The organism is Corynebacterium sp. 1103A, assembly GCF_055700955.1.
The window spans coordinates 76,983-98,272 of sequence record NZ_JASTTF010000004.1; the positions used below are offsets into that span (position 1 = coordinate 76,983).

Genomic DNA, 21,290 nt, shown 5'->3' on the forward strand with positions numbered 1-21,290 from the left:
TTTAGCCCTGCGCCCGGATGTTGCGGGAGAGATGGTTGGCGGCCATGACGACGGCGACAATAGCCAGGCCCGGGATGACAATCAGCCACCAGGCCGTGGCCATAAAGTCGCGCCCCTCGGCGATGATAAGCCCCCACTCCGGCGTGGGCGGCGGGGCGCCGTAGCCCAAAAAGCCCAGGATGGACAGCTGCAGGATGGCGGAGCCGAACTGCAGGGTCGCCAGGGCCACCACCGGGGTCAGCGAGTTGGGCAGGATGTGGCGCACCATCACCTGCAGTGGGCGCGCGCCCGAGCCGTAGGCGGCCTCCACGTAGTCCGCCCCGGCCACGCTGATGACCTGGGAGCGCGCCAGGCGCGCAAACGCGGCGATGCTGGTGACACCGACGGCCACCGCCGCCTGGACGGAGCCGAACCCCAGCACGATGATGATGGACAGCGACAGCAAGATGCCGGGGATGGACAGCAGCACGTCGACCACGCGCATCAGGACCGTGTCCACCCAGCCGCGCAGGCTGCCGGCCAGCACGCCGATAATGGTGCCGACCACCAGGCCCACAGCCACGGCGATGAAGGCGCCGACCAGGGACTGACGGGCTGCGTAGACGACGCGGGCGTACAGGTCGCGGCCGACGGCGTCGGTGCCGAACCAGTGCTCGCTACTTGGCGGCAGCAGGGCGACGTCGGTGCCCGCGTACGGGTCCGCGCTTGCCAGCAGGCCGGGCCACAGCGCCGCGAGGGCGGCGATGACCAGCACGACGATCGCCACGAGCGAGGTCGGGCGCGTCCAGGGATTGCGGGGCTTAGACATGGGTCTTCCTTCCTGCCACCCGGGACGGGGCCTTCTGGCCCCGCAGGCGGACGTCCAGGACCGGGTACAAAAGGTCCACGACCAGGTTGATGATCACGTAGGCGGCTGCGGCGATAACCACCACCGACATCAGCACCGGGGTGTCCCGGTTGGCCACAGCCTGGGCGGTCATCTGCCCCAGGCCAGTGCGGCCAAAGACGGTCTCGGTGACCACGGCGCCGCCGACCAGCTCGCCGAAGAGCAGGCCGGCCATCGTCAGCGCCGGGAGCAAGGAGTTGCGCAGCACGTTGCGCCAGAAGATCCAGACCTCCGAGGCGCCGCGGGCGCGCACCGCGTTGACAAAAGGCTGGCCTTGCGTCTGCTCGATGGAGCGGATGAGCACCTGCGTCAGCGGCGCGGAGATGGGCACCGCCAGCGTCAGCGTGGGCAGGATAAGCCCCTCGATGCTGCCCGGCTCAATCACGCGCACCCAGCCCAGCTGGAAGGAGAAGACCTGGATGAGCAGGATGCCGACCCAGAAGCCTGGCAGGGAGACCAGCAGGGAGGGAAGCCCGCGGAAGAAGGAGCCGATCCAGCCCAAGCCCGGCAGCGTCGCGGCGAAGGCGACCAGCAGGGCGACGACGACAGAGACCACGATGGCTGAGGTCGCCAGCGCCAGCGTGTGCGGCAGCGCGTCCGCAATCAGCGTGGCCACTGGGGCGCCGGACTCGGTGGAATTGCCGAACTCGCCGACCAGAAACCCGCCCAGCGAGGTAAAGAACTGGACCCACAGGGGCTTATCGATGCCCATCGAGTCCCGGATCTCGTCAATCTCGGCCTGCGACAGACCCAGCGCCGGGTCGCCGAAGCGGGACTGCACGGCATCCGACGGCAGCGCCGACAGCAGGAAAAACGCGACCGTGTAGGTAATCAGCAGCACCAGCAGTGCCTGCCCAAAACGGGCCAAAATCTGCTTTCCGGTCATTAGGTAATCTCCTCCACCTCGTAGAACCAGGGGCGGGCGACGGCCTCCGGCCGGAAGCCTTCCACGCCCTCGGCGACCGCGTAGACCTGCGGCTCCTCGAACAGCGGCAGCGCGTAGGCCTTCTCCGTGATGTAATCCTGGGCCTCCTGGACCGCCTGCTCGCGCTCCTGGGTGCCGGTGACGGAGACGACGTGGTCGAGCAGCTGCTCCAAGTGGGCGTCGATGGGCTCGCCGGCGGAATCCTGGTTGAGGAAGGCGTCGCGGTTGTTGATGCTGTAGAAGGACGTAATCGCGTCGTAGTCGGCGCGCGCGACCATGGAGTGGTACAGCTGCACCTTGTCGATGTCCTTAGCGTCCGCGTTCTGCGTGGCCTGGTCGCCGGCGTTAATCTCCACGCCGATGCCGAGCTCGCCCAGCTGGTCCTGAACCATCGTCATGACCTCCTTGGATCGCGGCTGCGGCAGCGCCGTGTTCGAGCGCAGCACCAGGCGCTTGCCGTCCTTGGTGAGGATCCCGTCCGGGCCCGGTTCCCAGCCGGCTTCTGCCAGCAGCTCGCGCGCCGCGTCCGGGTCGTAGGCGTAGGCATCACCCTGGTCCTTGTAGCCCAGCCCGGTTTCGGCCACGGTGGAGGTGGCCAGCGGGTAGGAATCGGAGAAGAGCACGCGCAGGATTTCCTGCCTGTCGATGCCGTGGATAATCGCCTCGCGCACCCGCTGGTCTTGCAGCAGCGGGTGGCCGAAGCGGAAGGCCAGCTGGTTGTTCATCGAGTTGGTGCCGCGGGTGACGATGTTGACCCCGCGGGATTGCAGCAGGTCTTCCTGCGGCGCCGAAATCTGGCGGGCGATGTCCGCCTGGCCGGACAGCACCGCTCCGGTGCGCACGGATTCCTCGGCGGCCAGGATGTAGTGCACGCCGTCGATGGCGGCCCGGCCCTGGTGGCGCGCCTGAGGCGGCGCCCAGTCGTAGTCCTCGCGGGTCTTTAACACCAGGTCGGTGCCGATCTCCTCGTGTTCGACTACGAAGGGCCCCGAGCCGATGACGTTGCGCGCGTTGCCGGGGCCGAAGCCCTCGTTGTCCAGCTTGAGCGACTCGTCCGAGAGCAGGCCCGCGTTGTAGGAGGCGGTGGCCTGCAAAAAGCCCGGCGACGGGGCGGAGAAGTGGAAACGCACGGTGTCTTCGTCGACAACCTCGCCGCGCTCGTAGTTGGAGATCTGCTCGGAGGCAGTCAGCGTGCGGTCGCTGTCGCCCAGCCCGTAGAGATCGAAGTTCGCCACCACGTTCTCCGCCGTCAGCGGGGATCCGTCGGAGTAGGTCACGTCCGTGCGAATATTAAAGGTGTATTCGGTGGCGTCCTCGTTGACTTCGGGCAGCTTCGTGGCAATCCAGGGAGAAAGCTCCAGGGTCTCCGGGTCCTGGAAGAGCAGCCGGTCGGTGAGCTGGTTGACCACGCCGCCGTTCGGGTAGAAGCCGGCGGCCGGCGGGTAGAGAGTGCGGAAGAACTGCGGCTCCAAGTACGTCAGGATGTTGTCGGAGCCGCCTTCCTCCCCTTCCGGCGCGGTGGCGCACCCAGCGGCCAGCGCTGCCACGACGACTAGACTGGTGAGGGTTCTGCGTAGTTTCACGGTGATGATACTTCTTCGGGGTTAGTTCAACTTTTAACTGCTTGCGAATTTAACACAGTTTAGACCGTTTAGTATCATTACTGTAGACCAACTAGTCTAATTTATTCTCTCGTCTATGAAGGATGAAGACATTGTCAGCACCGTTAGCCGTGGCCATCGTGGGGATGGGCCCGCGGGGCATCTCCGTCATTGAGCGCCTCGCCGCCCACCTCCACGAGCACCCCTCCACCCCACCTATCACCCTGCACCTCATCGACGACGCCGAGCACGGCGCCGGCCGCATCTGGGAAACCGGCCAGACCCGCACCCTGTGCATGAACACCCTGGCCGGCGCGGTCACCCTGTTCACCGAACCGGAGTCCACCCTCACCGCCCCGGCGCTGGAAGGCCCCATCCTCTACGAGTGGATCCAGCTCCTGCGCGGCGACGACCCGACCGCCGCCGGCATCAGCGACGCCAAGGTCGAGCTGTTCCGCCAGTTCCCGCCCACCGTCGACCGCGCCTTTGCCACCGAGCTCGACGAGTCCCGGCCCGAGTCCCACCCTTCCCGCGCCCTCTACGGCGCCTACCTGCGCTGGGTGCTCACCGTCGCGCTGGCGCAGCTACCCGATAAGGTCGAGGTGGTCCACCACTTTAGCCGCGCTACCGGCATCGCCGACGCCGGCGATCACGACGTGCTCACCCTGGCCGACGGCTCCCAGGTGGCCGCCGACAAGACCGTGCTGGCCTACGGCTGGCAGGTGCCGGCCGCCAACGAGGAAGAGCAGCGCCTGGCCGCCGCGAATCTCAACTGGGTGCGCCCCGACAACCCCGTCGAGCAGCCCGTCGAGGAAATCCCGGCCGGCCAGAAGGTGCTCGTGCGCGGGCTCGGTATGGGCTTCTTCGACGTCATGGCACTGGTGACCATCAACCGCGGCGGCGAGTTCGTCGCCGACGACTCCGCCCGCGGCGGCCTGCGCTACCAGCCATCCGGCCGCGAGCCCCAGCTGGTCGTTACCTCCGGGCGCGGCTACCCCTACCTGCCGAAGTCCCAGTACCACTCCCTGCCGCCGAAGGCCGACCTGTCCCGCTTTAAGGCGGCGCTGGCGGACTTGGGCGACGATTTCGACTTCGGCGCAGAGGTCCTGCCCTCCCTGGTCCGCGACGCCTACGCCGCCTACTACCCCGAGCGCGCCGCCGAGATCGATGCCGCCAAGCTGCACGCCGACACCCTGCCCGCCCTAGCGGCTGAGCTCTCCGCGGCGCTGAACTGCGAGTTCCTCCTCGACTACTGGATGAACCCGCTGGCCGCCTACGACGGCGATGACCCGACCGGCTTCATCTCCGCCGGGCTCGAGCGCGACATCGCCGAGTCCCAGGCCGGGCGCAACTCCCGCCTCAAGGCCGCCCTGTGGGCGATTTCGGCGGCGCGCAAACCCGCCTCCATCGCCGGCTCGGAAGGCCGCATGAGCTGGGCCTCGCGCACCGGGGCCTACCGCGAGTTCATGGCGTTTGGCCAGATGGTAGGCTCCGGCCCGCCGCTGTTTCGCACCCAGCAGCTGCTCGCGCTCATCGATGCCGGCCTGGTCACCTTCCTGGGCGACCACCCGCAGCTGGAAATCGGCGACGCGTTCACCCTGCGCACCCGCTTCGGCGCGGCCAGCTCCGACTGGCTCGTCGACGCCTGGATGCACCAGCCCGACGTGCGCCACGCCGTCGACCCGATGTCGGTGTCGCTCCAGGCGCGCACGCGGCCGTTCCACGACCACGGGCACCCGACGGGCTCGCCGGAGACCACGTGGCAGCGCCGCACCATCCACCCCGACGGCGCGGTGGACGAGCGGCTGCACATCATCGGCATCCCCACCTATGCCCAGTGGCCGGACACCACCATTTCTCCCATGCCGGGCACCGATCCCCTGATGCTGCAGGAGACCGACCGCACGGCCGGCGACCTGCTAGCTTAGGGCGCCCAGCGCCTGGGCGAGGTCGGCCATGAGGTCGGCCTCGTCCTCAATACCAATCGACAGGCGCACCATGTCCGCCGGCGGGACCAGATCGGAGCCTTCCGCCGAAGCATGCGTCATCTTCTGCGGGTGCTCGACCAAGGACTCGACCCCGCCCAGCGACTCCGCCAGACAAATCAGGCGCGTGTTCAGGCAGAACTGCTCCGCGTGCTCGGGGTTATGGAAACGCACCGAGAGCATGCCGCCGAAGCCGCGCATCTGACCCGCGGCCGTCGCGTGGCCCGAGTGGTCTTCCAGCCCCGGGTAGTAGACCTTGCTGATCTCGGGGCGGGAGGCCAGGTATTCCGCCACCGCCTGCGCGTTGGAGCAGTGGCGCTCCATGCGCACGCCCAGGGTCTTGATGCCGCGGGCGGTGAGGTAGGCATCGAAAGGCGAGGAGACCGCGCCGACGCAGCCCTGGAAGTACAGGAGGCGCTCGTCGACGTGGGCATCGTTAGTGATGACGGCACCGCCGAGGACGTCGGAGTGGCCGCTCAGGTACTTGGTGGTCGAGTGCACCACGTGGTCCGCGCCCAGGTCCAGCGGGTTTTGCAAATAGGGCGTGGCGAAGGTGTTATCCACCACCAGCGCGGCGTGCTTTTTCACCTCCGCGACGGCGGCGATATCCGTGACCGACAGCGCCGGGTTGCTGGGCGTTTCCAGCCAAATAATCCGGGTGTTGTCGCGCACGGCGGCCGCGACCTCGTCCGGGTTGGTCGTGTCCACAACGCTCAACTGAATGCCCCACTCTCCAAAGTCGTGGTGCAGCAGGCGGTAGGTGCCGCCGTAGGCGTCATTGCCCAGGATGACGTGATCGCCGGGGCGGGCCAAGATGCGGATGAGCGTGTCGATGGCCGCCATGCCCGAGGAGAACACGCGGGCAAAGCTGGCGTCTTCCAGGGCCGCCAGGGTTTGCTCCAGGGAGCGGACCGTCGGGTTGGCCACGCGGCCGTACTCGAAGCCGCCGCGCAGCTGCGCGAGGCCGTCCTGCGCAAACGTCGTGGAGGCGTAGATGGGTACGTTGATGGACCCCATGTGCCCGTCCGGGTGGTAGCCGGCGTGGATGGCGCGGGAGGTAAATCCCTGGGCGAGTTCTTGCTTCGTCTGCTGCGTCATGCCACCCAACCCTAGACCAAGCTGTCCACTTTTGACGCGCCGCCGCCACCCTTTTATTCACCACCTGCCCTGTGCCGCCGTAGCCATTGCTGCGCCCACGCCCGGCCGCGCTTACTACAATCGAAGCCGAGTCAACAAGGAAAGAGAGTGCATGAGTCTCACAGTGTTAGCTAGTTCCGCCAGCACCACTGCCGTCAACACGGTCAGCAACTGGTGGGAGGACGAGCAGATCCGCTCGTGGGTCGTGGAGCGACCCGTCAAGATCGTCATCATTCTGCTGATCGCCGTCATCGCCCAGTGGGTGCTGCGGCGGATCATCAACCAGCTGGCCGCCAAGGCCTCCAAGACCCCCAGCGGGGCGACCATCCCGCGCCTGCCGCTGGGGTCGAAGGCCACCAAGGCGCAGCGGGAGGAGGAAAGCCGCCAGCAGGCCGCGATGAACCGCAGCCAGGAAAACCGGCGCAAGTCCCGCATCAAGACGTTGGCCGGGGTCAGCAAGTCGGCCGTGGGCATCATCATCTGGAGCTTGGCCGCCCTGCTCATCCTGGACCAGCTGGGCGTGAACATCGCCCCGCTTATCGCTTCCGCCGGTGTGGTTGGTGTTGCCCTTGGTTTCGGCGCCCAGTCGCTGGTCAAGGACTTCCTGTCCGGCATTTTCATGCTGCTGGAGGACCAGTACGGCATCGGCGACACCATCGACGTGGGCGAGGAGATCATCGGCGACGTCGAGGACATCACCCTGCGCGTGACCAAACTACGCGACATCGACGGCACGCTGTGGACAGTCCGCAACGGCGAGATCCTGCGCATCGGTAATTTCTCCGACCACTACGCCATCTGCCGCCTGCAGATCCCAGTGGGCCTGTCCAACAACGCGAAGGAAGCGTGGCGCGTCATCGAGGACGCCGTCAACCACGCGATCAAGGATCCGGAGATTGTCAACGAGGTCATCGACGAGCCCGTCATCAACGGCATCTCCGACTGGGAGCCGGACTACATCTCCTACCGTATTTCCATCAAGACGATGCCCGGCCAGCAGTGGCACGTCCAGCGCCACGCCCAGGCGCACATCCTGGACGCCATGCAGGACGCCGGCATTTCCACCCCGTACCCCTACGGCATGGGCATCATGCGGAAGGCGGACTAAGTGCAGCCCAGCAGCGTTTACGATTCCATCGGGGGCGAGGAGACCTTCCGCCGCCTGGTCGCAGGTTTCTACGCCCGCGTGCGCAACGACGACATCCTGGCGCCCATGTACCCGGCCGAGGACTTCGACGGCGCCGCGCAACGGCTGCAGTGGTTCCTCGCGCAGTATTGGGGCGGGCCCGCCGAGTTCAACGCCAACCGCGGCGCCCCGCGCCTCCGGATGCGGCATGTGCACTTCCCCATCGATTCCGCCGCCGCCCAGCGTTGGCTGGACCTGATGGGCGCCTCCCTGGACGACATCGATGAGGAGACCATCCCGCCGGCGTACCGCGCAATGATCTGGGATCACATGCAGCGCGTCGCCGCGATGCTCATCAACCGACCGGATTAGCTTTTCGGCACGCCGAGTAAGCGCTACGGAGTAGTTTCCGTGGCGCCTTTTCGCGTGTTTAGGCAGTCGTGTGCTTCTGCTGGCCTTGTTCCTTGTGGCGGCCTCTCGCGGCTGACCGCCGTGTCAGCCGTCAGCCGTCAGCCCCGCGGTTTTGTTCTCGCGGCTGACCCCTGTGTCAGCCGTTGGCCGTTAGGGCCTGTTGCTCCAGGGTGGGTCCCAGGTGACTGTGCCGTGTCTTCGGTTGATCCTGCCGTGTCTGGGGTAGGTCGGGTCGTCGTCGTTCCAGGAGTTGTGGAACTTGCACAGGAGGGTGAGGTTTTCTTGGTTGGTTTCGCCGCCGTCTGCCCAGGGGTGGATGTGGTGGACTTGGCACTCGTCGGCTGGTTTGCGGCAGTTCGGCCAGGCGCACCGGGTGGTTTCGGCTTTGGCCATGTCTTTTTGCTTGGGCGAGGCGTGCCGTTGGTAGCGGTATTGGTTGACCGGCCCGCGCCTCGGGTCCACCAGGGTGGCTAGGCCGGCATCGAGTAGGCATTGGCGGATGTAGTCGGCTCCGGTCATGGTGGTGCCGTTGCTGAGCTGCAGGGTGATCTCGTCGCCGTCGCCGGTAAGGATGCGTACCCAGTCGGGTAGGGAGATGACCACGTGGGTGGTTTTGGGTTGTTTTTCGAGGCCGCCGCTGAACAAGGCTTCGACGTCGGGGATGGTTTTAATTGATGCCCAGAGGTTTTCTATCAGCTGCGGGTCCCCGGTAATGGAGAAGGTGTTGGGTCCGTTTTTGCGGCGGGTGACTCGTATTCCTTCGGTGGGTGGGGCGGGGCGGTTGAGCTCCAAGACTTTTTGGTTGGCTAGGCGGCGCAGTTGTGTGGTGGTGCCGGGGGTGTTGCACAATTCGATGAGCATGGTCCAGGCGTCGGCCTGGTTGCGTACTCGGCGGAAGGCGTTGTCCAGCACTAAGAGGGTGTCGAGGTGGTGTCCGGATTCGGCGGCGGCTTTCCGGGCGGCGGCTTGCTTTTTCGTAAAGGATGTCGTCCCGAAGAAGGTGTGGCAGGCACGACAGTGCGCGGTGGCGGCAACGTCGGACATGACAGCCTTCAAAGCGGGCAGGCTGAGCTGGCGGCACAGGTCCAGGTAGCTGATCCCGTCTGCGAAGATGGCGTGCGCTGCTTTCACAGTGTCCAAGGCTGTCATTGCTGTCATGCCTCACACGCTAAAAGCACGCGTCAACCCCGACAAGAGCACCATCCCGCGCCTGTGGATAACTCCGCCGCCCGAGTGCAATGGTTAACACTCGGGAACCGCAGCCTGTGGAAAACTAGAACTTCCTAGAACAAGGACAGCCGGTTGGAGTGGTAGACGGTGCCGAAGGGGGCATCAAGGCGTACCCAGCGGCCCTTTGCCGCGACGCGTAGGTGCCGCGGAACGTCGGTGGGCGCGGAGAAGCCGGGGATGAGCCCCAGGCTGGTGCAGGCGAAAATCATGCGCATGGGCACCTCGACCTGCTTGCCATGGCCCTCGACGGTGACCACGGTCTGGTTCATCAGGCTCGACGGCGGGCCCAACGGTCCGGAGAACTGGCGGGCTAGGGCCTGGCCGGCATCGGCAAGCTCGCGCACGACTTCTACCGGCAAGTGGTCCAGCAGCCGGAAGCCGTCCATCGGCGGTAGCGCGCCCGGCCAGATGGGATCGCGGGCCGGGCCCAGCTCCAGCTTGCCAGCGGCATTGTGCTTGAGCAGCTCCTGCTGCAACAGATAAGCGGAGACCACTGCCCCATCGCGGGAGGCCTCGCCCTCCACGCGGCGCGAGACGACGACCTCGAAAGGCGTGGTGACGAAGACATCAACCTGGTGCTCGGTCAGCTGGCGCAGCCGCACGGAGCACCCGCCGTCGATGCCAATCGCCCGGCTCACCAGCACCTGCAGGCCTTTACCGCCGTTGCGCAGGTCCAGCGACTCGTTCGGCACCTATTCTTCCCCTACCTGGGTGAGAATGTCGCGTTCGGCATCGCTGAGCGGGCGCGGGCGCTGGGTCTCAAGGTCCACGGCGACCTGCACGCATTCCACCACGCAGGCGACCCGGCCGTTTCTGTCCTTGATCTCCTGACGGGTGGTCAAGGAGCTGTTACCCAGTTCGACGACCTGCGTCTCGACCACCACGGAGGTGGTCCCGCGGGGCTCGATGGGCAGGCGGAAGTCCAGGTCCAGGTGCCGCACGAAAGCCGCGAATTCGTGCCCCTGCGAGTAGAACTTGTCTTCCGCGAACGCCAGCCGCGCTTCCTGCGCCAGCTCGACGTAATTCGCGTTCATCAAGTGGCCGTAGCGGTCGAAATCCGACCACCGGACCGGAACCTCGTGGGTATGGATAGACATCCTGCTCCTTTTAACTGCGGTTAACTGCGTTGTTTAGCGGGTCAGCTTGCGGTGGGTCACGCGCGACGGGCGGGCGGCCTCCTCGCCCAAGCGCTCGACCTTGTTCTTCTCGTAGTCGCCGAAGTTGCCTTCGAACCAGAACCACTTGCCTTCTTCCACGTTTCCTTCCCAAGCCAGGATGTGGGTACAGGTGCGGTCCAGGAACCAGCGGTCGTGGGAGATGACCACGGCGCAGCCCGGGAACTTCTCGAGGGCGTTTTCCAGCGAACCGAGGGTCTCGACGTCGAGGTCGTTTGTCGGCTCGTCCAGGAGGATCAGGTTGCCACCTTCCTTCAGGGTCAGCGCGAGGTTCAAGCGGTTGCGCTCACCGCCGGAGAGCACCTTGGACGGCTTCTGCTGGTCCGGCCCCTTGAAACCGAAGGCGGACAGGTAGGCGCGCGAGGGCATCTCGTTCTGGCCGACGTGGATGTAGTCCAAGCCGCCGGAGACGACCTCCCAGACGGTGGCCTCGGGGTCGATGTTCTCACGGTTCTGGTCCACGTAGGACAGCTTGACGGTGTCGCCGACTTCCACGGAGCCCGCATCCGGCTCTTCCATCCCGACGATGGTCTTGAACAGGGTCGTCTTGCCCACGCCGTTCGGGCCGATAACGCCCACGATCCCGTTGCGCGGCAGCGTGAACGACAGGTCCTTGATGAGCACGCGGTCGCCAAAGCCCTTGACCAGGTCCTTGACCTCGACGACCTTGTTGCCCAGGCGCGGCGGGGTCGGGATCTGGATTTCTTCGAAGTCGAGCTTCTTGTACTTCTCCGCCTCGGCAGCCATCTCCTCGTAGCGCTCCAGACGGGCCTTGTTCTTGGCCTGGCGGGCCTTCGCGCCGGAGCGCACCCAGGCCAGCTCGTCCTTCAGGCGCTTGCGCAGCTTGGCGTCCTTCTTGCCGGCGACCTCGAGGCGCTCCTGCTTCTTTTCCAGGTAGGTCGAGTAGTTGCCTTCGTACGGGTAGAGCTTGCCGCGATCGACCTCGCAGATCCAGCCGGCAACGTGGTCCAGGAAGTAGCGGTCGTGGGTCACGGCCAGCACGGCGCCCGGGTAGTCCTGAAGGTGCTTTTCCAGCCACTGGACAGACTCGGCGTCCAGGTGGTTGGTGGGCTCGTCGAGCAGCAGCAGGTCCGGCTCGCTCAGCAGCAGCTTGGCCAATGCGACGCGGCGGCGCTCACCACCGGAGAGGTTGGTGACCGGGGCATCGGACGGCGGGCAACGCAGGGCCTCCATGGCCTGCTCGATCTTGGAATCGACCTCCCATGCATCGGCGGCGTCGAGCTCTTCCTGCAGCTTGCCCATCTCTTCCATGAGCTCGTCGGTGTAGTTGGTGGCCATCTCTTCCGCGATCTGCTCGAAGCGCTGCTTCTTTTCGAAGATGTCGCCGAGGCCCTCCTCGACGTTCTCGCGGACCGTCTTCTCCTCGTTCAGCGGCGGCTCCTGCTGCAGGATGCCGACGGTGGCGCCCGGATCCAGAAAAGCCTCACCATTGGAGGGCTGGTCCAGCCCGGCCATGATCTTCAAGATCGAGGACTTGCCGGCGCCGTTTGGCCCCACGACGCCGATCTTGGCGCCCGGGTAGAAGGCCATGGTGACATTGTCCAGGATGACCTTGTCGCCGATAGCCTTGCGCACGTTTTTCATCGTGTAGATGAACTCGCCCATCATTCCCCTTTTCGTCCATTGGGTTAGGTTTTTATCACCACAAAGACTACCGCAAGTTGCCCGCTGGCTACCCCTTAAGGCAAGTAACCCGCCGGCACCGCAGGGCGCCGACGGGTCGTGAAGTAGCTGGCGGATTAGCTCAGGACGCTGCGCGCGCTGGCGGCGGCGCGATCACCCGCGGTATCGGTGGCGGTATCCCCCTCTCCGTTGCTATCGTCCCCGGATTCCGCAGACTCCGCGGCTTGTGCCGGCTCCGGCTGCTTGGGTGCGGACTTCGACAGGTCCTTGTCCACCGGGTAGTCCAGGACGCTCTCGCCCGGGATCTCCACCCCGGCGGCGTTGGTGACGGTTTCGATCTTGCGGGCGCCGATAACCCAGCGGTTCATGTCCAGGCCCAGCCAGGAGGCCTTCAGGTAAATGCGGCTGCGGGCCTCGCCGGACTCAGAAGTCCACTGGCTGGTCACCAGCGAGCCAACGGCGATAATCGGCATCCCCTTTTGCAGGGTGATGCGGCAGGACTGGGCCAGCTGGCCCCAGACCTCGACGTCCATGAACAACAGGTCGGAGTCTTTCCAAGTGTCGGTGGACTGGGTGGAGTTATCGCGCACGCGCCGCGAGGAGGCGACGCGCAGGTTGGTTTTCATGGTGTCGTCGTTGAACTTAACGAGCTGTGGGTTATGGGTCAGGTGGCCAAAAACGGTGATGGACAGTTGAGACATCTCGGATTAATTCCCCTCGAGCAAATAGTGTGCTTCGCGCCCCGCGGTCGCGGGCCGCTGGCGTCCATGCTCGCCGAGGCGGCCGTGGCTGTAAACCGGCGCCGGCCGTACCTGTGGATAAACCCCGCTCCCACGGCGAGAAATATGCCTATGGTGGGGACGGGGCGGCATCGTTAAGCACTATGGACGCTGGTGAGGCGCCTACATCTGCCGGAAACGACTAATGTCACCATCCTCGCTCAGCCCGGCCAACATGCGGTTGTACTCCTCCAAGTCGGCGTCGTGGTCCACATCCGCCTTCGCGTCGTGGCGCGCGGCGGTGTTGCGATCCTCGCGCAGCCAGTCGACGAAGAGCTTGCCGAAGACGATAACCAGCGGGAACTGCCCGAAGCCCCAGGCGATGCCGCCGCCCTCGCGCTGATCCGCCAGCAGGTCGATATCCCACGGCAGGTTCAGGGAGTTGTAGAACTCCTCGCCCAGGATGGCGTTGAGCTGCATGAGGTAGACGCCCATGTAGAGGTGGACCGGCATGGACAAAAACAGCACGAACAGGCGGATGTGCACCGGCGCACGGTCCGGCAGCGGGTCCGGGCCGATGACCTCCCAGAAGTAGAGGTAGCCGGACAGCAGGAACATCCAGTTCATCAGGACGTGGCCGGCGTGCTCCGAGATGGCGAACTCGTAGAAGTCGAAGGACAGGTAGATGGCGTAGAAGACCACCACGAACTGCAGGAGGTTTACGGCCGGGTGCGTGATGGCGCGCAGGATTCGCGACTTCGTCACCGCGACGGCGTAGTCGTGGAGGCTGGGCCGGCCCGGCCGCCCCGCGGGAAAGGCCTCCATGAGGAGGGTGAGCGGCGCGCCGAGCACCAGAAACAGCGGGATGACCATGGACAGGACCATGTGCCCCAGCATGTGCATGGAGTACATGGCCGGAAAATACAGGCCAATACCCGTCGACATCACGACGGTCATGCCCAGCGAGCCGAGCATCCACCAGGTGGTGCGCATGGGCGACCAGCTCAGCCCGATCTTGCGGAGCCGGTAGAGAGCGTAGATATACAGCCCCGCCAGCACCAGGCCGATGACCCCGAACATGATGTCAAAGCGGAAAAAGGTCCACACGTTCCAGAAGGTGGGGCGCTCGAAGAGCTCGTAGCCCATCTGGATCTGCATGGAGTTCAGGTTGGGATCCCGCGGCGGCGGGGGCGGCGTGCGCCCCATGGTGATGGCCACGCCGACCGTAGCGGCCATGACGGCCACCTCCACCACCGCCACGCGCAGGAACAGGCGCGGGCGCTTGTCCAGCTGCGGAATGGTCAGCTGGCGGTGGACGAAGCCTAGAAAGGCCAGTACGACCAGCAACACGGTCTTGGCGGTGATAATCAGCCCGTAGCGGGTGGTCAGCCAGTCCGACCACTCCACGCGGATGGCGGCATTGACCACGCCGGAGGCGGCCATCGCCAGCGCGGCGACGAGCGCGAGCGTCGAATAGCGGCGCACCGCCTGCCCCATCTCCGGGCCCAGGCGCCGGCCGTGGGCGATGAGCGCCAAAAGGCCGCCGACCCAGAGCACCACGAACAACAGGTGCCACAGGTAGGAGTTGGTGCCGTAGTCGTGGTCGCCGCCGGAGGCCGAGTGCCCGTCAAACCCCAGGGGAACCACCATGGTGATCGACAAAAACAGCAGCACCGGCTGCAGGGACCACTGCTGGCTGAACAGGGTCAGCACGCCGACCAACGCCGCGATCACCGCGGTAGCCAGCCACGCCTGGGCAGTGGCCACCTGGGACAGCGCCAGGCCCAGCATGTCGGGGCTTAAGACCTGGACGAAGGGCGTACCGGAGACATCCGACATGACCAGCGGGATCTCCAGCAGCGAGACGATAACCACGCCGAAGGAGGCAACCATGCCGGTGCGGGCGGCGAGGTGGCCGTCGACGGTCAAGGGGGCATCGATAAGCCGTTCGTTGTCCCCCTCCGGCACGGCCGGGGAAATGAGGAACGCCGACGTCAGGTAGGAGCCCACGGCCAGGGCCATGAGCATCCATGCCGCGCCCCGGAACGACGGCAGGCCGATGGTGGTCAGGCGGCCCGGATCGGGAATGCCTAGGGCCTGCAGCGAGTCGGCCAGGAAGAACATCGAGATGAACCCTCCGACCACGCCGGCGAAGACCGTGGCTGCCGCGTAAATACCCCAGCTGGATCGCACCTGCTGGGTGCCGGCACTGGGGCTAGGCTTCTTCGTCGCATCCGCATCGGTGGCGTGACTGAAAAACATGCCGCTATTCTACTTCGGCGACGTTTCCATAACGAAAATGATTAATGGTCTATTTTCTGGCACGATGGCTTTTATGGATTCTCGTCAACTCCATTACTTCCGCAGCGTGGTTGACCACGGCGGATTCACGCACGCCGCGGCGGCGATGGAGATGACCCAGCCCTCACTGAGCCTATCCATCCGCAAACTCGAAGACGAGCTCGGCATCCAGCTGCTCAACCGCAGCCGCGCCGGGGCCACCCCGACGGACGCCGGAAATTACGTCTACAAAACCGCGGTTAAGCTCGACGCCCTTCTCAACCAGACCACCCAGCGCATTAGGGAGATGGCCGGCGGGCTGGCCGGCTCGGTCTCGGTGTGCTCGGCGCCCGAATTCAACTGGACCGTCATGCCCGCCGTCCTGCACCAGATGCTGCAGGAGGCCCCCGACGTGGAGGTCTACGTCGAAGACCCCTCCCCCAGCATCACGCTGGAGCGGGTCCTGGACGGCACCGTCGACGTCGGCCTGCTGCCGGTCACCGACCCGGCCGCGGTCGCGCAGCGCTTCGTGCACCAGCTCGACGTCGTCGAGTTCGCCCGCTTCCCCTGGGTGGTCGGCCTGCCCGAGCGCTTGGCCGACCTGCCGGATCCGGTCTCGCTCTACGACATCCGGGACGAGACCTGGGTGGTCGTGCCCCGCAACCCGGAGTTTATCGGGCTCACGGAGCTGCTGGACGAGCTCTGGGCCGACCACCCCGATGCCGTGCCCGCCCGCCGGCAGGAAATATCTACGCTCCAGACCGCCATCCCGCTGGTCGCCGGCGGGCTGGGCGTCGCACTTTTCCCGGAGACCGCCCGCACGTTCAAGTCCGAGGGCATCCACTACCGCCAGCTCAAGGAGAAGCTGCCGATGATGAGCGGCATCCTGCTCACCCGGCGCGACGCCGACCTTTCGCCGGCCACCCAGCGGCTTATCAAGCTGATCAAGAAGGTCGGCAAGCAGCGCGCGGACAACGGTGCCGCGACCAACTAGCGGGCCGTATGTCTTTGGCGCCGAGCCGGTCGAGTAAAATCTGTCCTGCACTGCGCGGCAGCGCGGCGCCTGACCCTTGTTAGCCCCTATAGCTCAGTGGATAGAGCAGCGGGTTTCTACCCCGCGTGTCCCGGGTTCGAATCCTGGTGGGGGCACCGCTTTCTCCCGCCTGAGCGGGACTAAAATAGTAGCCATGGACATCACCCTGGCTACTTTCTCCCACTGGCCCACCGAGCTGGCCCCGCCGGGCCTGCGCTTCGATAACTGCTACCCGCCCGCCGCGGACTACCCCTCGGCCCGCAACGCGGTGCTGACCGGCCAGTACCCGCAGCGCCGCGCGCGCTACCGCATCTCCGACGTCTTCGCCGACGCCGGCTGGCGCGTCACCGAGGGGGCAGAGCCCGCCCAGCCGGGCGAGAACGTCTTCCGCCTGTGGGAGGAGCCGGGCTCGCTGCCGGATACCGGCGTCGTGGCCGTGGCCACGCTCAGCGATTCCCCGGGGCCCATGAGCATTTTCTGGCCCGGTGTGGCCGAAGGTGGCACCTCCCAGGAGCTGGTCTCCCCCATGGATCTCGCGCCCACCCTGGCGGCCATCGCGGGCCTGGACGTGCGCCCGAACGCGCGCCTGTCCTTCGACGGGCTCAACCTCATCCCGGTCATCCGCTACGGGGCCTCCGGGCACGCCGCGCTCTTTTTCGACAACGGCATCCGGATGCAGGACGCCAGCCTCATCGACGGCCACGCGAGCAAAGAATCCCGCCGGGCGGCCCTGCAGGAAGAGTGGGACATCTGGCGGGAATTCATGGACTTCGGCCCGCTGCAGTAGCGCGGGGCCGGGCCTAGGCCTGCGGACCTTCCGGCATGCAGATCCACAGCACGATGTAGATGGCCAGGCCCCAGGCGCCGGCCAGCGTGGCGATGGCGAACAGGGCGCGCACCAGGGTGGCATCTACGTTGTAGGTATCGGCGATGCCGCCGCACACGCCGGCGACGTAACGGTCGGTGGTGGAGCGGTGGAGTTTGTCGTTCATGGGGGTGTTTCTCCTTCTTAGGGTCGGGGTTTTCCTTTCACCTTTTATTCAACCGTGGATTGTCCCGCAGCGCATCAGGGTTTTTCCCTGAACTAACCCGGATCTTTTCGCTAGGCTGAGTGGCACTGCCTAAGGTCGAATGCACCATCCGCGAAAGGACTTGAATCCGCTATGTCGAAAAAATCCGGACTGCCTGCTCCCACCCGCCATTCTTTTGCCCTGATCACCGGCGCCAGCCAAGGCATCGGCGAGGCCATGGCCCGCGACCTGGCCGCGCTGGGCCACAACGTGGTCCTGGTCGCCCGGCGCAAGGAGGTGCTGGAAAAGATCGCGGGCGAGCTTAGCACCGCGCACGACGTCGAGGCCGTGGCTTTCGATGCCGACCTCTCCCGCGCCGAGGACGTCGACCGGCTCATCGAGTTCATCGGCGGCCGGGAGGTGAGCATCCTGGTCAATTCGGCCGGCATCGCTAGCTTTGGCCCGTTCATGGAGCAGGACTTCGGTTACGAGACCGATCAGTTCCAGCTCAACGCCACGGCCGTGCACCGGATTACCCGCGCGGCGCTGGAGCAGATGCTGCCGCGGCGGCGCGGCGCCATCTGCAACGTGGGCTCGGCGGCCGGCAACATCCCCATCCCGAACAACGCCACCTACGTCTTCACCAAGGCCGGTGTCAACGCCTTCACGGAGGCGCTGCACTACGAGCTGGCCGGCAGTGGCGTTAGCTGCACGCTGCTCGCGCCCGGCCCAGTCCGAGACGCCGTCGTCCCCGCGGAGGAGCAGTCCATCGTGGACAAGGTCGTGCCTGATTTCCTGTGGACAACCTACGAGTCCTGCTCGCAGGAAACCCTGGCGGCCATGGCCCGCAACCAGCGCCGCGTGGTGCCGGGACCGCTGTCCAAGGCCATGAACACGATTAGCCAGGTGCTGCCGACACCGCTTATCGCGCCGCTGGTGGGCAAGTTCTATTCGCAGATGGGGTAGCTAGACTTGTGGTTATGCATAGCCAAGAGATAGCCCCCAAACACGACCGCCTGGTGTGGATCGATCTGGAAATGACCGGTCTGGATCCGGACCGCCACGTCATCGTGGAGGTCGCGGCCGTTATCACCGACGGCAACCTGAACATCCTGGGCGAGGGCATCGACCTCGTCGTCCACGCCACCGAGGAGGAGCTGGCACAGATGGACGACGTGGTCACCGAGATGCACGCCAACTCCGGGCTGGATACGGAAATCCGCGCCTCCCACACCACCGTCGAGCAAGCCGAGCAGGCCGTCCTCGAGCTGGTCGCGAACCACTGCGACCCGGAGCACCCCGCCCCGCTGGCCGGCAATTCCATCGCCACGGACCGCACCTTCATCCGGCGCTACATGCCCCGGCTGGACCAGGCGCTGCATTACCGCATGATCGATGTCTCCACCATCAAGGAGTTGGCGCGACGCTGGCACCCGAAAGCGTATTTCCACCAACCGGACAAGGGGCTGGCCCACCGCGCGCTGCAGGACATCGTGGAGTCCATCCGCGAGCTGGACTACTACCGCCGCAGCGTCTTCCGCACCGACGGCGGCCCGGACAGCAGCCAGGCCCTCGCGGCGAAGGGCGAAAGCACCCACGCTTACCAGGCGTTTTTGTAATTCGCCGTTCATGGGTTAACCTAAATAGCGCTGCTAAGGCAGCGATGGTGGCTGTAGTTCAGCTGGTAGAGCACCAGGTTGTGATCCTGGGTGTCGCGGGTTCGAGCCCCGTCAGCCACCCCAAAGTTAAAGCAGGTCAAGGATTCCTTGGCCTGCTTTTGCTATCCCTAGTGAGCTAGTTGGTGTACCAGGAGCCTTTCACTCTCGGCTCGGCCAGCGCGGTCCGGCATATCGCCCGTCACCAAGAACTCCTCCACGCCCAGCTGGCTAGCAATTGCCGCTAGCTCCCGCCCCACTGTTCGCGGCGTACCCACCACGTGGTGGGCCTGGATGTCGCGCATGCGGGCGCGCTGCTGACTGGTCATCGCGGCGAGTTCCAGGTCCGCGGCCGGCACCAGCGGGCTGAAGCGGCCGGTGGACTGGGCCATCGCCTGCGCGTAGGCCTCCGGGGCCAGCAGGTCCGCGGCCTTGCGCTCCGTTTCCGCCACGGCGATATTCAGCGAAGAAATCACGTGCGGGGCAGGGCAAAACTCGCTGGGCTGGAAGTTCGCGCGGTAGGTCTGGGCCGCCTTTAACTGGGTGCCCACCGGCCCGCCCAGTATGACGCCAAGGCCTAAGCGCCCGGCGGTGCGCGCGGAGGCGTAGCCGGCCAGCAGGAACAGGCCCACCTCTCCCTCGAGGCGCGGGCGGGCGGTGACTGCGGCATCGCCGCGCAGGTAGTCCAGCAGCGCGCCCAGGTCCTCGCCGTAGCGCTCCCGGGCCTGGCTGTCCTGGCGCAGCGCGGTGCGCACCGGGGCGGTAAAGCCGACGGAATTTCCCAGGCCGATGTCCACCCTGCCCGGGTACAGTGCCGCCAGCGTCGCCACCTGCTCCGCGATGAGAAAGGGCGGGTGCCCGGGCACCATGATGCCCGCCGTGCCGACGCGCAGGCGCTGCGTGGCCGCCGCCGCGTACGCCGCCAAAAGAGCCGGCTGCCCGCTGGGGATGCCGTCGACGCCGTGGTGCTCGGCGACGGTGAAGCGCTCGAAACCCAAGGACTCAACGTGCCGGGCGTGCTCGGCCACCCCGCGCAGGGTCTCGGCCTCCGTTTCGGCCGGGGTCGCCGCGGCCCTATCTAAGACAGAAAAACGCATGCTCCCCACGGTAGTCACTGACCGCGAGGAGCACGCGCTCCACATTGGTTGAGTTGGCTTAGGCGGGCTAGGCGTTGCCGGCCTTCCAGTCCTCCCAGGACATGTTCCAGTCGCCGAGCCCGTCGTAGGGCGAGAGCACCCCGCCGGAGGTGTTCTTGACCAGGACGATGTCGCCGCGGCCGACCACCTGCTGGAACCACTGGGCAGCCTCCGGGGTGACGTTGATGCACCCGTGCGAGGTGTTCGTGTTGCCCTGAGCCCAGACCGACCACGGGGCGGAGTGGACGTAGATGCCCGAATAGGACATCTGCGTCGCATAGTCGACGACGGTCTGGTAGCCGCCGGCATCGAGAGCCAGCCCGAAGGTCGTGGAGTCCATCATGAGCTGCTCGTGCTCGTCGCCAATGATGTAGCGCCCGTTCGGGGTCGCGTACTGGCCGTCGCGGCCCAGCGAGACCGGGATCTCGCGCAGCAGATCCTGGTTCTTGTAGACCCGCATGGTCTTGGTCGCGTCGTCCACGATGGAGATGACCCGGTCGCCGATGGTGAAACTAGCCTCATTGTTAGAGCCGCCGTAAACCTTGTTACCCAAGTCGACGCCTTCGATCTCCGCCTTCGCGGTCACCTTCGTGCCCGGCTCCCAGTACTCCTTCGGACGCCAGCGGACCTCGTAGTCGTTGACCCAGTGGAACGCGCCCTCGACCGCCGGGGAGGCCTCCACCGTCAGGGCCTCCTCGGCCTTCTTGCGGTCCGGCACGGGCACGCCGAAGCGGAAGTTCACGGTCTGCCCGACGCCAACCTCGGCGCCGTCCAGCGAGGCCATGGCCACCTCCGCGGTGCCGTTAGCTTCCGGGGTGGTGAACTGGACGGTCTTTTCCTTCCCATTCTCGTCCTTGGCGTAGATGCTGTAGGTCCGGTTGTAACCCAGCGTCTCGTCGCTCGACCAGGTCTTTCCGTCGTCCGAGAGCTTTTCGGCCACGACGTAGCCCTGCTCGTTGGTCATGGTAACCGTCTCTAGCCCCTTGCCCAGGGACTTCACAGTTACGGGCGTGAAAGGATCAACGTCTTCGGCACCGTCCTTGACGGAAAATTCCGGAGCCTCCTTCTCCTTCTTAGCCACACTGGTGGCACCGGCCTCCGATGCCTCACTCACCTCCGGCGCCGCCGCGTCCTTGCCCTCCGGATCGCCAATCGTGCACGCCGCCAGTGACACCGCCGTAACGGATGCAACTACCGTCACTGCACCGCGGCGCAGCAGCGAAATCGTCCTAGTCAAAATTCAAAAACCCTTATCTAGCCTGGTTCTATCAACCTGCGAGTCAGCCACCGAGCCGTCTTCGCCGCCGGCCCGTCACCCAAGCTCATTAACCATATCG

20 protein-coding genes and 2 tRNA genes are annotated in these 21,290 nt (G+C 65.7%); 9 read left to right on the plus strand and 13 right to left on the minus strand.

Annotation, left to right across the window (positions count from 1 at the left end; genetic code table 11):
- Position 1: 1 nt before the first annotated feature.
- Genes QQS52_RS04495 through QQS52_RS04505 form a run of 3 tightly spaced genes read right to left on the minus strand, consistent with a single transcriptional unit; the run spans position 2 to position 3,394 of the window.
- Positions 2 to 808: an ABC transporter permease gene (locus tag QQS52_RS04495; RefSeq protein WP_472772763.1), complete on the minus strand. Its 807-nt coding sequence runs from the start codon at positions 806 to 808 to the stop codon at positions 2 to 4.
- Positions 801 to 1,772: an ABC transporter permease gene (locus tag QQS52_RS04500; RefSeq protein WP_472772764.1), complete on the minus strand. Its 972-nt coding sequence runs from the start codon at positions 1,770 to 1,772 to the stop codon at positions 801 to 803. The genes QQS52_RS04495 and QQS52_RS04500 overlap by 8 nt, the downstream gene beginning before the upstream one ends.
- On the minus strand, positions 1,772 to 3,394 hold the full coding sequence (locus tag QQS52_RS04505) for a TIGR04028 family ABC transporter substrate-binding protein (protein ID WP_472772765.1): 1,623 nt from the start codon (positions 3,392 to 3,394) through the stop codon (positions 1,772 to 1,774). The genes QQS52_RS04500 and QQS52_RS04505 overlap by 1 nt, the downstream gene beginning before the upstream one ends.
- A gap of 122 nt (positions 3,395 to 3,516) precedes the next feature.
- Here QQS52_RS04505 and QQS52_RS04510 point away from each other — a divergent pair, with 122 nt between their 5' ends.
- Positions 3,517 to 5,340 (plus strand): FAD/NAD(P)-binding protein, encoded by a 1,824-nt coding sequence (locus tag QQS52_RS04510; RefSeq protein ID WP_472772766.1) that lies wholly within the window; start codon positions 3,517 to 3,519, stop codon positions 5,338 to 5,340.
- On the opposite strand, the gene QQS52_RS04515 is transcribed toward QQS52_RS04510, so the two are convergent.
- Positions 5,332 to 6,495, minus strand: coding sequence for a cystathionine gamma-synthase (locus QQS52_RS04515; protein ID WP_472772767.1), 1,164 nt, complete (start codon positions 6,493 to 6,495; stop codon positions 5,332 to 5,334). The two genes, QQS52_RS04510 and QQS52_RS04515, sit on opposite strands and share 9 nt — an antisense overlap.
- Before the next feature lie 151 nt (positions 6,496 to 6,646).
- On the opposite strand from QQS52_RS04515, the gene QQS52_RS04520 reads away from it, so the two are divergent.
- Positions 6,647 to 7,642, plus strand: coding sequence for a mechanosensitive ion channel family protein (locus tag QQS52_RS04520; RefSeq protein ID WP_472772768.1), 996 nt, complete (start codon positions 6,647 to 6,649; stop codon positions 7,640 to 7,642).
- Positions 7,643 to 8,032, plus strand: coding sequence for a globin domain-containing protein (locus QQS52_RS04525; protein ID WP_472772769.1), 390 nt, complete (start codon positions 7,643 to 7,645; stop codon positions 8,030 to 8,032).
- 189 nt (positions 8,033 to 8,221) lie between these two features.
- Here QQS52_RS04525 and QQS52_RS04530 read toward each other — a convergent pair whose 3' ends face one another.
- The 6 genes from QQS52_RS04530 to QQS52_RS04555 form a co-directional block, all read right to left on the minus strand.
- A complete protein-coding gene (locus QQS52_RS04530) occupies positions 8,222 to 9,229 on the minus strand; it encodes an HNH endonuclease signature motif containing protein (RefSeq protein ID WP_472772770.1) in 1,008 nt (335 codons plus the stop codon).
- 125 nt (positions 9,230 to 9,354) lie between these two features.
- A complete protein-coding gene (locus QQS52_RS04535; protein WP_472772771.1) occupies positions 9,355 to 9,993 on the minus strand; it encodes a DUF8185 domain-containing protein in 639 nt (212 codons plus the stop codon).
- Positions 9,994 to 10,398: an acyl-CoA thioesterase gene (locus QQS52_RS04540; protein WP_448233391.1), complete on the minus strand. Its 405-nt coding sequence runs from the start codon at positions 10,396 to 10,398 to the stop codon at positions 9,994 to 9,996.
- A gap of 33 nt (positions 10,399 to 10,431) precedes the next feature.
- Positions 10,432 to 12,102 carry an energy-dependent translational throttle protein EttA gene (gene ettA, locus QQS52_RS04545; protein ID WP_472772870.1) on the minus strand — a complete coding sequence of 557 codons (1,671 nt, stop codon included), beginning with the start codon at positions 12,100 to 12,102 and terminating at the stop codon, positions 10,432 to 10,434.
- A 134-nt stretch (positions 12,103 to 12,236) separates the two neighbouring features.
- Positions 12,237 to 12,821 carry a single-stranded DNA-binding protein gene (locus QQS52_RS04550; RefSeq protein ID WP_472772772.1) on the minus strand — a complete coding sequence of 195 codons (585 nt, stop codon included), beginning with the start codon at positions 12,819 to 12,821 and terminating at the stop codon, positions 12,237 to 12,239.
- A gap of 201 nt (positions 12,822 to 13,022) precedes the next feature.
- Complete coding sequence (locus QQS52_RS04555) at positions 13,023 to 15,101, minus strand: bifunctional copper resistance protein CopD/cytochrome c oxidase assembly protein (RefSeq protein ID WP_472772773.1); 2,079 nt, start codon at positions 15,099 to 15,101, stop codon at positions 13,023 to 13,025.
- A gap of 73 nt (positions 15,102 to 15,174) precedes the next feature.
- Here QQS52_RS04555 and QQS52_RS04560 point away from each other — a divergent pair, with 73 nt between their 5' ends.
- The 3 genes from QQS52_RS04560 to QQS52_RS04570 all read left to right on the plus strand — a co-directional run bounded on the left by QQS52_RS04560 (position 15,175) and on the right by QQS52_RS04570 (position 16,939).
- Complete coding sequence (locus tag QQS52_RS04560) at positions 15,175 to 16,113, plus strand: LysR family transcriptional regulator (RefSeq protein ID WP_472772774.1); 939 nt, start codon at positions 15,175 to 15,177, stop codon at positions 16,111 to 16,113.
- An 82-nt stretch (positions 16,114 to 16,195) separates the two neighbouring features.
- Positions 16,196 to 16,268: transfer RNA gene (locus QQS52_RS04565), tRNA-Arg, on the plus strand.
- A gap of 38 nt (positions 16,269 to 16,306) precedes the next feature.
- Positions 16,307 to 16,939, plus strand: coding sequence for a hypothetical protein (locus QQS52_RS04570; RefSeq protein WP_070769100.1), 633 nt, complete (start codon positions 16,307 to 16,309; stop codon positions 16,937 to 16,939).
- Between the two features lie 13 nt (positions 16,940 to 16,952).
- Here the strand turns inward: QQS52_RS04570 and QQS52_RS04575 are convergent, their stop codons facing one another.
- Positions 16,953 to 17,144, minus strand: a complete 192-nt coding sequence (locus QQS52_RS04575; RefSeq protein ID WP_296206627.1) for a PspC domain-containing protein — start codon at positions 17,142 to 17,144, stop codon at positions 16,953 to 16,955.
- Positions 17,145 to 17,315: 171 nt separating this feature from the next.
- Between QQS52_RS04575 and cmrA the strand changes: the two genes are divergently transcribed.
- From cmrA to QQS52_RS04590, 3 genes are all read left to right on the plus strand, one after another.
- Entirely contained in the window at positions 17,316 to 18,128 is an 813-nt protein-coding gene (cmrA, locus tag QQS52_RS04580; protein ID WP_472772775.1) for a mycolate reductase, read from the plus strand.
- Between the two features lie 14 nt (positions 18,129 to 18,142).
- Positions 18,143 to 18,781, plus strand: a complete 639-nt coding sequence (gene orn / locus QQS52_RS04585; RefSeq protein WP_472772776.1) for an oligoribonuclease — start codon at positions 18,143 to 18,145, stop codon at positions 18,779 to 18,781.
- Positions 18,782 to 18,828: 47 nt separating this feature from the next.
- Positions 18,829 to 18,904 (plus strand) — tRNA-His (locus QQS52_RS04590).
- A gap of 44 nt (positions 18,905 to 18,948) precedes the next feature.
- On the opposite strand, the gene QQS52_RS04595 is transcribed toward QQS52_RS04590, so the two are convergent.
- Together QQS52_RS04595 and QQS52_RS04600 are read right to left on the minus strand one after the other, a co-directional pair.
- Positions 18,949 to 19,914: an MsnO8 family LLM class oxidoreductase gene (locus tag QQS52_RS04595; protein ID WP_472772777.1), complete on the minus strand. Its 966-nt coding sequence runs from the start codon at positions 19,912 to 19,914 to the stop codon at positions 18,949 to 18,951.
- A gap of 67 nt (positions 19,915 to 19,981) precedes the next feature.
- Positions 19,982 to 21,190 (minus strand): L,D-transpeptidase, encoded by a 1,209-nt coding sequence (locus tag QQS52_RS04600; protein WP_472772778.1) that lies wholly within the window; start codon positions 21,188 to 21,190, stop codon positions 19,982 to 19,984.
- Between the last annotated feature and the right edge of the window lie 100 nt (positions 21,191 to 21,290).